Origin of the sequence: Klebsiella sp. PL-2018 (assembly GCF_019048985.1) — a bacterium.
Classification (GTDB): domain Bacteria; phylum Pseudomonadota; class Gammaproteobacteria; order Enterobacterales; family Enterobacteriaceae; genus Klebsiella; species Klebsiella michiganensis.
On record NZ_CP077673.1, the window covers coordinates 3,950,649 to 3,964,692 of the forward strand.

General features: G+C 59.1%; 15 protein-coding genes. 7 read left to right on the plus strand and 8 right to left on the minus strand.

Translation table 11 applies throughout. The features are described from left to right. Window positions 1-8: 8 nt before the first annotated feature. Window positions 9-1,118: an iron-sulfur cluster carrier protein ApbC gene (apbC, locus tag MKleb_RS18430; protein WP_004103811.1), complete on the minus strand. Its 1,110-nt coding sequence runs from the start codon at window positions 1,116-1,118 to the stop codon at window positions 9-11. Between the two features lie 151 nt (window positions 1,119-1,269). Here apbC and metG point away from each other — a divergent pair, with 151 nt between their 5' ends. Together metG and MKleb_RS18440 are read left to right on the plus strand one after the other, a co-directional pair. Continuing rightward, window positions 1,270-3,303, plus strand: coding sequence for a methionine--tRNA ligase (metG, locus tag MKleb_RS18435; RefSeq protein WP_025107804.1), 2,034 nt, complete (start codon window positions 1,270-1,272; stop codon window positions 3,301-3,303). 198 nt (window positions 3,304-3,501) lie between these two features. Next, a complete protein-coding gene (locus MKleb_RS18440; RefSeq protein ID WP_014230129.1) occupies window positions 3,502-3,969 on the plus strand; it encodes a YehR family lipoprotein in 468 nt (155 codons plus the stop codon). Window positions 3,970-4,072: 103 nt separating this feature from the next. On the opposite strand, the gene MKleb_RS18445 is transcribed toward MKleb_RS18440, so the two are convergent. Genes MKleb_RS18445 through MKleb_RS18455 form a run of 3 tightly spaced genes read right to left on the minus strand, consistent with a single transcriptional unit; the run spans window position 4,073 to window position 6,995 of the window. After that, complete coding sequence (locus tag MKleb_RS18445; RefSeq protein WP_004852612.1) at window positions 4,073-4,540, minus strand: YehS family protein; 468 nt, start codon at window positions 4,538-4,540, stop codon at window positions 4,073-4,075. A 53-nt stretch (window positions 4,541-4,593) separates the two neighbouring features. After that, window positions 4,594-5,313: a two-component system response regulator BtsR gene (btsR, locus tag MKleb_RS18450; protein WP_004852613.1), complete on the minus strand. Its 720-nt coding sequence runs from the start codon at window positions 5,311-5,313 to the stop codon at window positions 4,594-4,596. Next, window positions 5,307-6,995 (minus strand): sensor histidine kinase, encoded by a 1,689-nt coding sequence (locus MKleb_RS18455; protein WP_025107805.1) that lies wholly within the window; start codon window positions 6,993-6,995, stop codon window positions 5,307-5,309. The genes btsR and MKleb_RS18455 overlap by 7 nt, the downstream gene beginning before the upstream one ends. A 210-nt stretch (window positions 6,996-7,205) precedes the next feature. Here MKleb_RS18455 and MKleb_RS18460 point away from each other — a divergent pair, with 210 nt between their 5' ends. The 5 genes from MKleb_RS18460 (at window position 7,206) to MKleb_RS18480 (ending at window position 10,238) form a co-directional block, all read left to right on the plus strand. Then, window positions 7,206-7,985: a MerR family transcriptional regulator gene (locus MKleb_RS18460; protein WP_108703508.1), complete on the plus strand. Its 780-nt coding sequence runs from the start codon at window positions 7,206-7,208 to the stop codon at window positions 7,983-7,985. A gap of 187 nt (window positions 7,986-8,172) precedes the next feature. Next, a complete protein-coding gene (locus MKleb_RS18465) occupies window positions 8,173-9,153 on the plus strand; it encodes an IS110 family RNA-guided transposase (protein WP_108703487.1) in 981 nt (326 codons plus the stop codon). Window positions 9,154-9,311: 158 nt separating this feature from the next. Continuing rightward, window positions 9,312-9,641 carry a hypothetical protein gene (locus MKleb_RS18470; RefSeq protein ID WP_217076056.1) on the plus strand — a complete coding sequence of 110 codons (330 nt, stop codon included), beginning with the start codon at window positions 9,312-9,314 and terminating at the stop codon, window positions 9,639-9,641. 40 nt (window positions 9,642-9,681) lie between these two features. After that, on the plus strand, window positions 9,682-10,050 hold the full coding sequence (locus MKleb_RS18475; RefSeq protein ID WP_157835616.1) for a hypothetical protein: 369 nt from the start codon (window positions 9,682-9,684) through the stop codon (window positions 10,048-10,050). Window positions 10,051-10,124: 74 nt separating this feature from the next. After that, window positions 10,125-10,238, plus strand: a complete 114-nt coding sequence (locus MKleb_RS18480) for a protein YohO (RefSeq protein ID WP_004103838.1) — start codon at window positions 10,125-10,127, stop codon at window positions 10,236-10,238. Here MKleb_RS18480 and MKleb_RS18485 read toward each other — a convergent pair. Genes MKleb_RS18485 through MKleb_RS18500 form a run of 4 tightly spaced genes read right to left on the minus strand, consistent with a single transcriptional unit; the run spans window position 10,213 to window position 13,956 of the window. Further along, window positions 10,213-10,950, minus strand: a complete 738-nt coding sequence (locus MKleb_RS18485) for an ABC transporter permease (RefSeq protein ID WP_014230132.1) — start codon at window positions 10,948-10,950, stop codon at window positions 10,213-10,215. The two genes, MKleb_RS18480 and MKleb_RS18485, sit on opposite strands and share 26 nt — an antisense overlap. After that, window positions 10,934-11,881 carry an ABC transporter ATP-binding protein gene (locus tag MKleb_RS18490; protein WP_025106766.1) on the minus strand — a complete coding sequence of 316 codons (948 nt, stop codon included), beginning with the start codon at window positions 11,879-11,881 and terminating at the stop codon, window positions 10,934-10,936. Before MKleb_RS18490 ends, MKleb_RS18485 begins: the two co-directional genes overlap by 17 nt. Continuing rightward, a complete protein-coding gene (locus MKleb_RS18495) occupies window positions 11,874-13,031 on the minus strand; it encodes an ABC transporter permease (RefSeq protein WP_025106765.1) in 1,158 nt (385 codons plus the stop codon). The genes MKleb_RS18490 and MKleb_RS18495 overlap by 8 nt, the downstream gene beginning before the upstream one ends. Before the next feature lie 7 nt (window positions 13,032-13,038). Then, window positions 13,039-13,956: a glycine betaine ABC transporter substrate-binding protein OsmF gene (locus tag MKleb_RS18500; protein WP_025106764.1), complete on the minus strand. Its 918-nt coding sequence runs from the start codon at window positions 13,954-13,956 to the stop codon at window positions 13,039-13,041. Between the last annotated feature and the right edge of the window lie 88 nt (window positions 13,957-14,044).

The window sequence follows — 14,044 nt, forward strand, 5'->3', positions numbered from 1 at the left end:
TGAGGAGATTAGACCGCGCGGAAGGCTATCTCTCCGGGGATGACTTCCCCCTGCCAGTACAGCTGCGCCGCGACGCGGTCGGCCAGCTGGCGGTAGGTCTCGGTAAACTCGCTTTCCGGACGCGCAACCACCGTCGGCGTCCCTTTGTCGAGGTCTTCGCGCAGAGTGATATGCAGCGGCAGCTGGCCCAGCAGCTGGGTATGATATTTCTCCGCCAGCTTCTGCGCGCCGCCGGTACCGAAAATCGGCTCGTGGTGTCCGCAGTTGCTGCAGATATGCATGCTCATGTTTTCCACGATACCCAGCACCGGTACCTCGACTTTTTCAAACATCACGATGCCTTTTTTGGCGTCGATCAGGGCAATATCCTGCGGCGTGGTGACGACGACCGCGCCGGTGACCGGAATGTTTTGCGCCAGCGTCAGCTGAATATCACCGGTGCCCGGCGGCATATCCAGTACCAGATAATCGAGATCCGGCCACAGCGTTTCCTGCAGCATCTGCATCAGCGCCTTGCTGGCCATCGGGCCGCGCCACACCATGGCGTTGTCGTCGGTCACCAGATAACCGATGGAGTTGGTAGCGAGACCGAATTTCATAATCGGCGCCATATGGGTGCCGTCCGGCGAAGTCGGACGCTGATCTTCCGCGCCGAGCATGGTCGGAATCGACGGCCCGTAAATATCGGCATCCAGAATGCCGACTTTCGCCCCTTCCGCCGCCAGCGCCAGTGCGAGGTTGACCGCCGTCGACGATTTACCCACCCCGCCCTTGCCGGAGCTGATGGCGATAATGTTTTTCACGCCGTTGATGCCCGGCTGATTTTTTACCCGCTGAAGCGTGGCGATGCTGTGCGTCAGCTTCCAGTCAATGGCTTTGGCGCCGGTAATGCGCAGCAGCTCGGCGCTGCACTGCTCCTTCAGCGCTTCAAACGCGCTGTTCCAGACGAACGGCATCTGAATTTCAATGTGCACGGTCTCGTCCAGCCAGGCGACGTGATGCAGCGCCTTCAGCGTAGTGAGGTTATGTTTCAGGGTTGGGTGCTGGAAATTAGCCAGGGTCCCGGCGACCATCGCGCGCAGACGCTCGGGGGATTTGGCCTGGGATTGCGAACTCATCCCGACTCCTTTGTTATTGTGAGTTGAATCTTGTGCGTTAAGTTTACCTTAAAGGGAATAATTCCCCCACCATAAGCTTTGGGCTTACCAAATTATTGCCTTTGCGGTAACATCAAAACCCCTTTTTACAATAGAAGATGTAATGCCCACTATGACTCAAGTCGCGAAGAAAATTCTGGTAACGTGCGCGCTGCCGTACGCAAACGGCTCAATCCACCTCGGCCACATGCTGGAGCACATCCAGGCTGATGTCTGGGTCCGTTACCAGCGAATGCGCGGCCACGAAGTCAACTTCATCTGCGCCGACGACGCCCACGGCACCCCGATCATGCTGAAAGCGCAGCAGCTCGGAATTACTCCGGAGCAGATGATTGGCGAAATGAGTCAGGAGCATCAGACCGATTTTGCTGGCTTCGACATCAGCTACGACAACTACCACTCCACGCACAGCGATGAAAACCGCGAGCTGTCGGAGCTCATCTACACGCGCCTGAAAGAGAACGGTTTTATCAAAAACCGCACCATCTCTCAGCTTTACGATCCGGAAAAAGGCATGTTCCTGCCGGACCGCTTTGTGAAAGGCACCTGTCCAAAGTGTAAATCACCGGATCAGTACGGCGATAACTGCGAAGTGTGCGGCGCGACCTACAGCCCGACCGAGCTTATCGAGCCGAAATCGGTGGTATCCGGCGCGACGCCGGTGATGCGCGAGTCCGAGCACTTCTTCTTCGACCTGCCGTCGTTCAGCGAAATGCTGCAGGCGTGGACCCGCAGCGGCGCGCTGCAGGAGCAGGTGGCGAATAAAATGCAGGAGTGGTTCGAGTCCGGCCTGCAGCAGTGGGATATCTCCCGCGATGCCCCGTACTTCGGCTTCGAAATCCCGAACGCGCCGGGTAAATACTTCTACGTCTGGCTGGATGCGCCGATCGGCTACATGGGCTCCTTTAAGAACCTGTGCGACAAGCGCGGCGACGCCACCAGCTTCGACGAGTACTGGAAGAAAGACTCTACCGCCGAGCTGTACCACTTTATCGGCAAAGACATCGTTTACTTCCACAGCCTGTTCTGGCCGGCGATGCTGGAAGGCAGCGGCTTCCGCAAACCGACCAACCTGTTCGTTCACGGCTACGTGACGGTCAACGGCGCCAAGATGTCCAAGTCGCGCGGTACCTTTATTAAGGCCAGCACCTGGCTGAATCATTTTGACGCCGACAGCCTGCGCTACTACTACACCGCCAAGCTCTCGTCACGTATCGATGATATCGACCTGAACCTGGAAGACTTCGTGCAGCGCGTCAACGCCGATATCGTCAACAAGGTGGTTAACCTTGCCTCGCGTAACGCCGGTTTCATCAACAAGCGTTTCGACGGCATGCTGTCCGCCGAGCTGGCCGATCCTCAGCTGTATAAAACCTTCACCGATGCGGCAGCAAGCATTGGCGATGCGTGGGACAGCCGCGAGTTCGGGAAAGCCATCCGCGAAATCATGGCGCTGGCCGACGTGGCAAACCGCTACGTTGACGAGCAGGCGCCGTGGGTGGTCGCCAAACAGGAAGGCCGCGACGCCGATCTGCAGGCCATCTGCACCATGGGCCTGAATATGTTCCGCGTGCTGATGACCTGGCTGAAGCCGGTTCTGCCGCAGTTGGCCGCCCGCGCCGAAGCGTTCCTCAACGGCGAACTGAGCTGGGATGCTATCCAGCAGCCGCTGCTCGGTCACAAGGTTAACGCCTTTAAAGCGCTGTATAACCGCATCGAAATGAAGCAGGTTGAGGCGCTGGTCGAAGCGTCGAAAGAAGAAGTGAAGGCGCTGTCAGCGCCGGTCACCGGTCCGCTGGCGGACGATCCGATTCAGGAAACTATCACCTTTGACGATTTCGCCAAAGTGGATATGCGCATCGCGCTGATTGAAAACGCCGAGTTCGTCGACGGTTCCGATAAGCTGCTGCGCCTGACGCTGGATCTCGGCGGCGAGAAGCGTAACGTCTTCTCCGGCATCCGCTCCGCCTACCCTGATCCGCAGGCGCTGATTGGCCGCCTGACAGTGATGGTCGCTAACCTGGCGCCGCGCAAAATGCGCTTCGGCATCTCTGAAGGCATGGTGATGGCCGCAGGTCCTGGCGGGAAAGATATCTTCCTGCTCAGCCCGGACAGCGGGGCTCAGCCGGGCCAGCAGGTCAAGTAAGGCTGTATAAAGCGCTGCTCCGGCAGCGCTTTTTTTTGAGCGCCACGATATTGTCGACGACATCGCCCGCCGGGTGCTGGCGCAGAAAGAAGAAAACGCTGGCATAAGCGCGAAACGGCGACTTCCGAGGATACGCCCGGCACCATCGCCCAATGCTGTATACAATTAGAGATGATGATTGATTAACAAGGAATGATAATGAAATTTAACCGCAGGATGACCGCCGCTCTGGGCGCCACGCTATTGATGGCCGCGCTTGTCGGCTGCGATAACAACAAAGATGAGGTCAAAACGTTTAACAACACGATCAACGGCGTTGATCTGACCTACATCTATCACTACAAAGGCGATGTCGTCACCCGCCAGGACGCTGAGAATACTATCCCCTATCAATCACTCGGGGTAAGTAACGAAGAGCAGGCGCGCAAGGTCATCGACCCTATCGGCGCGGCCTACAGCAAAATCAAAGGCGTTACCCACAGCGTCGACTATAAAGAGAACGTCGCGCAGGAACACCTCTCCATCGACTTTAATCAGGCTAAAATCAGCGAGCTGTGTCACTTGCCGGGGGCCAGTTTTTCCGACTGTTCACAAAAGTTCATTTCGCTGAGCGAGTCGGAGAAATTGCTGAAATCGCAGGGTTTTAAAGAAGTGAAACAGCCCTGACTGGTGCGGACTACTCCCGGCTTGCGCTGCGCTGAGCCGGGCTACGGAGCCGCGCATTCAGTAGCCCGGCTCAGGCGTTTACGCCGCAAGCCGGGGAGGCATATCAGGATTTCGCGTGTTCGCGCTCGGTCAGTCCGCGCAAAAAGTAGCGCAGGAACTGGTCGCCGCATTCGCGGAAGTTTTTATGATCCGGGGCGCGCATCATGGCGGTGATTTCCGGCATGGAGACGCGGAATTTCTGCTGGGTGAGGATAGCGAGAATATCATCCGTCTTCAGGGAGAAGGCAATACGCAGCTTTTTCAGCACGATGTTATTATTCACCCGGCGTTCGACCGCCAGCGGCGGCGCCGACGCATCTTTACCGCGTTTGTCGTAAATCAGGCCGTTGAGGAAATTCGACAGCACGATATCCGGGCAGCGCACAAACCCCTCTTCGTCTTCTTTTTTCAGCCAGGGAACCAACTGTTCCGCGCTGACCGGCGCATCCGCCAGGGCAAAAATACGAACCAGGCCGCTGTTATTGGTTTTCAGGGTGTAGCGCAGGCTACGGAGAATATCGTTACTGATCATATTGCCTTCATGATGAAAAAATCTGCCGCTAAGTCTATCACGATTCCGCCGTTTTACAGCCCAATCGCCTCTTTCAGGCTCTTCAGGTAGCGGCGGCTGACCGGCACCGTTTGGCCAGCGCGCATCAGCAGCTCCGCCTGGCCGTTCTCCTCAAAGCGGATCTCCTTGAGATGGGACATGTTAACCAGATACTGCCGATGGCAGCGCAGCAGCGGCGTTCGGCTCTCGAGCGTGCGCAGGGTGAGCTCGGTAAAGCCCTCTTTCCCTTCGCGGTCGGTCACGTAAATCCCGCTCATCCGGCTGCTGACGAAGGCCACGTCTTCCATCTGCAGTAGCCAGATCCGGCTGTGTCCGGTGCAGGGAATATATTTTAGCGCCTGCTGGGTATCGTCGAGCACGGTCATATCCTGCAGGCTGCGCTCCTGGCGCAGGCGAAACAGCGTTTTTTCCAGCCGGGCGGACTCAATCGGCTTCAGTAAATAATCAAACGCGTGCTCTTCAAAGGCCTTCACCGCGTACTCGTCAAACGCGGTAAGGAAGACGATATAGGGCCGATGCTGCGGATCGAGCATGCCGACCATCTCCAGACCGCTGATGCGCGGCATCTGGATATCCAGAAACAGCACGTCCGGGCGCAGCTTATGTACCGCGCCAATCGCCTCGACGGCATTCCCGCATTCGCCAACGATCTCAATATCAGGCTGGGTCTCCAGCAAAATACGCAGGTTTTCACGCGCCAGCGGCTCGTCGTCGACAATTAATACTTTTAACATGCGCTTTCCTCCAGAGGCAGTCTCAGCGTGACGCGGGTAAAACGTTCCGGCTCGCAGGTTACGGTGATCCCGCAGTCAGTGCCAAAGCGCGCCCGCAGTCTGCGGTCGACCAGGTTCATGCCCAGCCCGCTGGCGCTGGGTTTGTCCTGATACAGCCCGGCATTATCTTCAATATCCAGCTGCAGCCAGCGCTCTTGCTGACTGGCGCGGATGGTGATTTCGCCCACCCCAAGGTGCTGCGAAGTCCCGTGTTTAATCGCGTTTTCGACGATTGGCTGCAGGGTAAACGCCGGTAGCTGATGCTGCCCCAGCGCCTCGGGCACCAGCATATGAATCTGCAAATTGGTCTGAAAACGCGCTTTCTCAATCTGCAAATAGGCGTTCACATGTTCAATCTCATCGGCCAGGGTCACGATTTCCGCTGGCCGCTTCAGGTTTTTGCGGAAAAAGGTCGACAGGTACTGCACCAGCTGCCCGGCCTGGTCGCTATCGCGGCGAATCACCGCTTTTAGCGTATTCAGCGCGTTGAACAGGAAGTGCGGATTCACCTGGGCGTGCAGCAGCTTGATTTCCGACTGCGTCAGCAGCGCCTTTTGCCGCTCATACTGTCCGGCCAGGATCTGCGCCGACAGCAGCTGCGCAATTCCCTCCCCCAGCGTGCGGTTGATGGAGCTAAACAGGCGGTTTTTCGCTTCATAGAGTTTAATGGTACCGATGACCCGCTGATTTTCGCCGCGCAGCGGGATAACCAGCGTCGAGCCCAGCTTGCAGTTCGGATGAATCGAGCAGCGGTAAGGCACCTCGTTGCCGTCGGCGTAAACGACTTCGCCGGTATCGATCGCCTTTTGGGTATAGAGCGAAGAGATGGGTTTGCCCGGGAGGTGGTGATCGTCGCCGATCCCGGTAAACGCCAGCAGCTTGTCGCGATCGGTTATCGCCACCGCGCCGATATCCAGCTCCTGGATCAGCACCTGCGCGACCTTCATGCTGTTCTCTTCGTTGAACCCCTGGCGCAGGATCCCCTCCGTCGAAGCGGCGACCTTCAGCGCCGTAGCCGAAAAGGCCGAGGTGTATTTTTCAAACATCGCTCGCTTATCCAGCAGGATGCGCATAAATAGCGCCGCCCCGACGGTGTTGGTGACCATCATGGGCGCGGCGATGCTTTGTACCAGATGCAGGGCATCTTCGAACGGGCGAGCGATAAGCAGAATAATCAGCATCTGCACCATCTCGGCGAAAAAGGTGATCGCGCCGGCGGTGAGCGGGCTGAAGACTTTGTCCGGCCGCCCGCGTTTGACCAGAATACTGTGTACCAGCCCGCCGAGTAGCCCTTCTACGATGGTTGATACCATACAGCTCAGCGCGGTCATGCCGCCCAGCGAGTAGCGGTGAAGCCCGCCGGTCAGCCCCACCAGGCCGCCAACCACCGGCCCGCCCAGCAGGCCCCCCATCACCGCGCCGATGGCGCGCGTATTGGCGATCGAGTCTTCGATATGCAGCCCGAAGTAGGTACCGAGGATGCAGAAAATGGAGAAGGTTACGTAGCACAGGAGCTTATGCGGCAGCCGGACGGTGACCTGCATTAACGGGATGAACAGCCGCGTTTTGCTCATCAGCCACGCAATGACCAAAAACACGCACATCTGCTGAAGCAGCAGCAACACCAGATCAAACTCGTACATACCCGCAGACCACACTTCATTTGAAAGCGCGTAACATACACTGCTTGCTTATAACTTTCTTTGAAGCAATACATGAAAATGATAATTCATGTTCAGGATCACATTTCTTCGCGTCTCGCCGGCTCAAATCTGTACAAAAAACAGACAAAAATTCCCGCTTCGGCAAACAGCTTCTACAGTTAATGGAGGAGAACACAGCGGGAGGAGAAAATGGCGCTTTATACAATCGGCGAAGTGGCCCAGCTTTGCGATATCAATCCCGTGACGTTACGCGCCTGGCAGCGGCGCTACGGATTACTGAAACCCCAGCGTACCGACGGCGGCCACCGCCTGTTCAACGAATATGAGATAGACCGGATTCGCGAAATTAAACGCTGGATTGACTCCGGCGTGCAGGTGGGGAAAGTGAAAACGCTGCTGATGGATAATGAGCAGGAGGTGGCCGACGGCTGGCGCAAGCAGCAGGAAATTTTGCTCGGTTATCTGCAAAACGGTAGCTATCATCGCCTGCGTATGTGGCTTAAGGAGCGCAACCACAGCGAGTCAGCGCAAATTCTGGTGAAGAATCTGATTAATCCATTACGCCAGCGCCTGCTTAGCCCGCAGCCCACGCTGCTGGCGCTGCGGGGCATCCTTGATGGTATTCTGATTAATCATATCGCCCGCACTCTTTCATCCACGGCAAAATATCCCGGCAGCCATGCGCTGATTATCGGCTGGAATGTGAATGATATCACCCGGCTATGGCTGGAGGGCTGGATAGCCAGCGAACAGGGCTGGCGGGTGGACATTCTCGCCCATTCGCTGAACCAGCTCCGACCGGAGCTTTTCCCGGAGAGTACGCTGATGGTCTGGTGTGGAGAAGCGCCCTGTAGCGCCCAGGTCAATCAAATGCGCCTCTGGGAGCAGCAGGGCCAGATTATCTGGCTGAATCACGCCACCGCCACGTCTCCCGGAGGCGGCGCTGCGCGCCTGTCCGGGCTTGTATGATTACTCCGTCAGAAAGAACCGGCCAGTTCTCTCTGATGGCGGTCCGGATGCCGTGTCCGGGCTTAGGCTTTCGCGCCTGTTCCGTAGATCCTTTGCACCGGACCGCCGTTCTTTCTCATGTGATAAACCGGACAGTATCATGGACCGGCTTTCACCGGTAACCCGTATTTGCAAGGTTGGTTTCACTATGGAAAATGAACTCCACTTCATCGGTATTGATGTCGCCAAAGCTAAACTGGATGTCGATATTCTTCGCCCTGATGGCCGGCATCGCTGTAAAAAATTTGACAATACCCTCTCCGGACACGAAGCGCTGGTCCGCTGGCTTCGCGGCCATGACGTGAACCGTGCCCATGTCTGCATGGAGTCCACCAGCACCTACATGGAAGACGCGGCCGCGCATCTGAGTGATGCCGGGTATACCGTGTCCATCATCAACCCCGCCCTCAGTAAAGCTTTCGCACAGAGTGAGGGGTTGCGCAGTAAAACTGACAAAGTGGACGCCCGTATGCTGGCTCACTTCTGCCGGGAAAAACGCCCGTCAGCCTGGGAGGCCCCTCATCCGACAGAGCGGGCACTGAAAGCCCTGGTGTTAAGGCATCAGGCGCTGACAGAGATGCAGACGCAGGAGAAAAACCGGCGAGAAACCGCGCCGGAGGTTCAGCTGGCCAGCATTGACATCCTGCTGGGATGTCTGAGCGCGGAGCTGGCGCGTATCGAAAAACAGATAAAAGACCTGACGGATAACGACCCGGATATGAAACGACGGCGGAAGCTGCTGAACAGTATCCCGGGCATCGGGGAGAAAACAGCGGCTGTTCTGCTGGCGTATACGGGCCTGAGGCTGAAGTTCGGTACAGCGCGGCAGTTCGCGGCGTATGCAGGACTGACGCCGGTGCAGCATGAGTCGGGCAGCAGCGTGATGCGGGCGAGCCGGATGAGCAAAGCGGGGCCGGTTCAACTGCGCAAGGCGTTATACATGCCAGCGTTATCGGCGCTGTACCATACGGCGTGGGGAAAAGCGTTCAGGAAAAGGCTGGAAGAGAGCGGAAAGGGGGCAAAAGTCATCATAGGGGCGATGATGCGAAAGCTGGCGCAGGTGGCTTATGGAGTACTGAAGTCAGGAAAGGCGTTCGATGCCTCACAGCATGAGCTGTTGATAGCGTAACAACGTTCCCTGAGAAAAAACGACAGCACCAGAGAGTGCTGTCGTTGGTGTGCCTGTCATCCGGGAGCCGGAGAAAGTATCGGCAACTAAAAATGGTTGCAGGCGTTCACAGTATCTACGGGTTATCTGCAATCTGTGGCCGGGTAGAAACCGCAGCAATGCCACATCGCGGCACATTCCCCGGGTTGCGGCGTAAACGCCTTACCCGGGCTACCGGCCCGCAGACGGTGATGAACCGCAGCCCGGCTAAGCGCAGCGCAAGCCGGGTAGAAACCGCAGCAATGCCACGTCGCGGCACATTCCCCGGGTTGCGGCGTAAACGCCTTACCCGGGCTACCGGCCCGCAGACGGTGATGAACCGTAGCCCGGCTAAGCGCAGCGCAAGCCGGGTAGAAACCGCAGCAATGCCACATCGCGGCACATTCCCCGGGTTGCGGCGTAAACGCCTTACCCGGGCTACCGGCCCGCAGACGGTGATGAACCTGTAGCCCGGCTAAGCGCAGCGCAAGCCGGGTAGAAACCGCAGCAATGCCACATCGCGGCACATTCCCCGGGTTGCGGCGTAAACGCCTTACCCGGGCTACCGGCCCGCAGACGGTGATGAACCGTAGCCCGGCTAAGCGCAGCGCAAGCCGGGTAGAAACCGCAGCAATGCCACGTCGCGGCACATTCCCCGGGTTGCAGCGTAAACGCCTTACCCGGGCTACCGGCCCGCAGACGGTGATGAACCGTAGCCCGGCTAAGCGCAGCGCAAGCCGGGTAGAAGCCGCAGCAATGCTACGTCGCGGCACATTCCCCGGGTTGCGGCGTAAACGCCTTACCCGGGCTACCGGCCCGCAGACGGTGATGAACCGTAGCCCGGCTAAGCGCAGCGCAAGCCGGGGGTGGTTGTCGTAGCTAAAAAGCAATTAATGTTTTATTAACACCTGCGCTTCACCGTATAATCCCTGCGTTAACATCAGGAGCCTATTATGAAGCCAGCGAAAATTGCGGTGATTACCCTGTTCTTATTTATGGCCATCAGCGGCATCGGCGGCGTGATGCTGGCCGGTTATTCATTTATTGTTCGCGGTGGTGTCGGCTGATTCGCCGGTTCAGCCGTTCAAATCCCCGATCGACGATAATCGCCGCCAGCGCCACCAGCAGCGCCCCCTGAATCACATAAGCGGTATTAAATCCGCTGAGGCCGATAACAATCGGCGTGCCGAGCGTATTCGCGCCGACGGTTGAAGCAATGGTCGCCGTACCGATATTGACGATGGTCGAGGTACGAATTCCGGCCAGCATCACCGGCGCCGCCAGCGGCAGCTCAACTTTTATCAGCCTCTGCCAGCCGGTCATCCCCATTCCCTGAGCGATAGCTAACACACCGGACGGTACCGCCCCAATCCCGGCCAGCGTGCCCTGCAAAACCGGTAAGATGCCGTACAGCACCAGCGCAATAAGCGCGGGCTGCCAGCCAAACCCCATCACCGGAACCGCAATCGCCAGCACCGCGACCGGCGGAAACGTCTGCCCCATTGCGGCAATCGTCTCCACCAGCGGGCGAAACTCATGCCCCGCCGGACGGGTGACCGCAATCCCGGCGACGACGCCCACCACCGTAGCCGCGAGGCTGGAGAGCGCCACCAGCCAAAAGTGCGCCAGGGTAAGAGAAACAAAACTCTCCTGCTGATAAACCGGACGCGGCAGTTCGGGAAACAGCGCGCTGAACAGCGGCGCGCTGTAGGGCAACGCCAGCAGCAGCGCGATAAACATGGCGCTGAGCCACAGCAGCGGATCACGCAGCACCTTCACGCCGGGCCTCCTCGCGCAGCAGGTCGGCAAAATGCAGCGTCCCGCAGGCCTCTCCCTGCTCATCGACCACCGGCAGCACCTCGCGGCGATGAGCAACGAACTGCGACAGCGCCTCGCGCAGGGTCATCGTCACGTTCAACGCGTCCCCCGCCAGGCGCTCATCGCGGCGCAGATAATCACTCACGCCGCGTAGCGACAGCAGGCGCACGCCCAGTTCGCTACGGCCAAAGAACGTCTCCACAAACGCATTTTTTGGCTCAAGCAGCATCTGCATCGGCTCGCCCTGCTGTACCACTTCGCCGCCGTCCATCAACACCAGATGGTCCGCCAGCCGCAGCGCCTCATCGATATCGTGAGTCACCAGCACAATAGTGCGTCCCAGCAGGCGATGAATGCGGATCATCTCCTGCTGCAAGGCTTCGCGCGTCACCGGATCGAGCGCGCCGAAGGGTTCATCCATCAGCAGCACTTCCGGGTTGGCGGCCAGCGCGCGCGCCACGCCGACGCGCTGCTGCTGGCCGCCGGAAAGCTGATGCGGGTAGCGTTCGCGCAGGCCCGGCTCCAGCCCCAGCAAGGCCATCAGCTCATCGACCCGCGCCTGGGTCTTCTGCCGCGACCACTTTTGCAGCTGCGGGACGGTGGCAATGTTCTGCGCCACCGTCCAGTGGGGGAACAGGCCGATGGACTGGATGGCGTAGCCCATTCTGCGGCGCAGTTCGAGCACCGGCTGCTGGCGAATATCCTGCCCGGCGAAACGGATCGTCCCGCTGTCGTGCTCCACCAGGCGATTAATCATCTTCAGCGTGGTCGACTTCCCCGAGCCGGAGGTGCCAATCAGCACCGAAAATGCCCCCTCGCGCAGATGCAGATTGAGGTTTTTCACCGCAGGCTCTCCGGCAAAGGCTTTATTGACGCCGTCGAACTCAATCACGGGCCTCTCCTTTCAGTAATGCGCCCCACAGCGCGAATAACGCATCCACCACCACCGCCAGCGCGATGGTCGGGATAACCCCCAGCAGCACCAGATCCAGCGCGCTGCTGAGCAGCCCCTGGAAAACCAGCGCGCCGAAGCCGCCCGCGCCAATCAGGGCCGCCACCACCGCCATACCCACGGTTTGTACGCTGACCACCCGCAGGCTGCGCAACAACACCGGCAACGCCAGCGGTAGCTGTACCTGACGAAAGCGCTGCACGCCGCTCATCCCCATCGCCGTCGCGCTCTCCAGCGCTTCGCGCGGCACCTGCTGAAGGCCGATCGTCACCCCGCGTACCAGCGGCAATAGCGCATACAGCACCAGCGCAATCAGCGCCGGCGTGATGCCGGTGCCGGAAACGCCGAGCTGCGCCAGCGACGGAAACTGGCGCGCCAGCCCGGCCAGCGGCGCGATAAGCAGGCCAAAAAGCGCGACGGAGGGAACGGTCTGAATCACGTTGAGAACGGCAAAAACCGGCGATTGCCAGCGGGGGTAGCGCCAGAGCCAGACGCCAACGGGTAAGCCAATCAGCAGCCCCGGCAGCAGGGTCCCCAACAGCAGCGTCACATGCTGGGACAGCGCATCGTCAAACACCTCGCGGCGATTGAAATACTCTTTCAGCAAAGAGAGGCCATCGAGCGCGCCGAGCCCCAGCAGCAGCGCGGGCAGCAGCCAGACCTGCGCGTTCAGCAGCCAGCGCCACAGGGCTCGGGTCGTCAGGCGACGAACGGCATCGCTGGCGATAAGCAGGCACAGCGCCAGCGCCAGCCACAGGCCGCTTCCCGGCGAGGTGCGGGCCAGCGGAGAACCGCTCTGAGCCAGCTGTACCGCCGCACTGCCGGCTCCCCACAGCAATAAAGGCAGCAGCAGATCCGCCAGCAGGAAGATAACCAGCAGCGGGAGACGCCCGGGACGCCAGCTCAGCAGCGCTATCAGCAGCCCTGCCGCCCCCTGTACGCCCGCCAGCCACGGCCAGACCTGCCATAGCCAGCGCCCTTCGCCGGATAACAGCCGGTTAGGCGCATAGTTAATAAACGGCAGCGCCATCGCCAGCAGCAGGAGGAATGCCAGCAGCAGCGCAACCCGGTTACAGCAACGAGTGGTCACGCGCGCCCTACTTCAGCAGCCCTTTCTGTTGCAGATAGTCGGCGGCGACTTTCTTCGCATCCAGGCCCTCAACCGCAATACTGGCGTTCAGCTTTTGCAGCGTCTTTTCATCCAGGCTGGCGAAGACCGGCTGTAGCCAGTCGGCTATCTGCGGATACGCTTTTAACACCGCTTCACGTACGACCGGCGTGGGCGCATAAATCGGCTGCACGCCCTTCGGGTCGCTCAGGGTTTGCAGACCCAGCGCGGCGACCGGGCCATCGGTACCGTAGGCCATCGCCGCATTCACGCCGGAGGTTTGCTGCGCCGCCGCTTTGATGGTGACCGCCGTATCGCCGCCCGCCAGCGACAGCAGCTGATTTTGCCTGAGCGTGAAGTCGTAGGCTTTTTCAAACGCCGGCAGCGCGTCCGGCCGTTCAATAAATTCCGCCGAGGCGGCCAGCTTAAAGTCACCGCCCTTTTTCAGATAGCCGGCAAGGTCGCTTAATGAGGCGAGGTGGTTTTTCTCCGCCAGATCCTGACGGACGGCGATAGTCCAGGTGTTGTTGGCCGGAGCCGGGGTAAGCCAGACGAGCTTATTCTTTTCCGCGTCCAGCTTTTTGACTTTTTCGTATCCCTGCTGCGCGTTTTTCCACGCCGGGTCGTTCTCCTCTTTGAAGAAGAACGCGCCGTTGCCGGTATATTCCGGGTAAATGTCCAGTTCTCCGGCGGTTATCGCCCCGCGCACCACCGGGGTGGTGCCGAGCTGGATTTTATTGACGGTTTTCACCCCGTGGCTTTCCAGAACCTGCAAAATAATATTGCCGAGCAGCGCCCCTTCGGTGTCAATTTTTGAGCCGACCTTAACCGGCTCCGCCGCCTGCAGCGGCAGGCTTATCAGGGCCGCCAGCGCCAGCGTGCCGGACCACATACTTGCCTTAATCATCCTCGCGTCCCTCTTTAATTTGCGCTCCATTAACAGGAGCTTAAGCAAAAAGCGTAGTTCATTTGGGGCGGAGCGGAAAAAGAAAAGG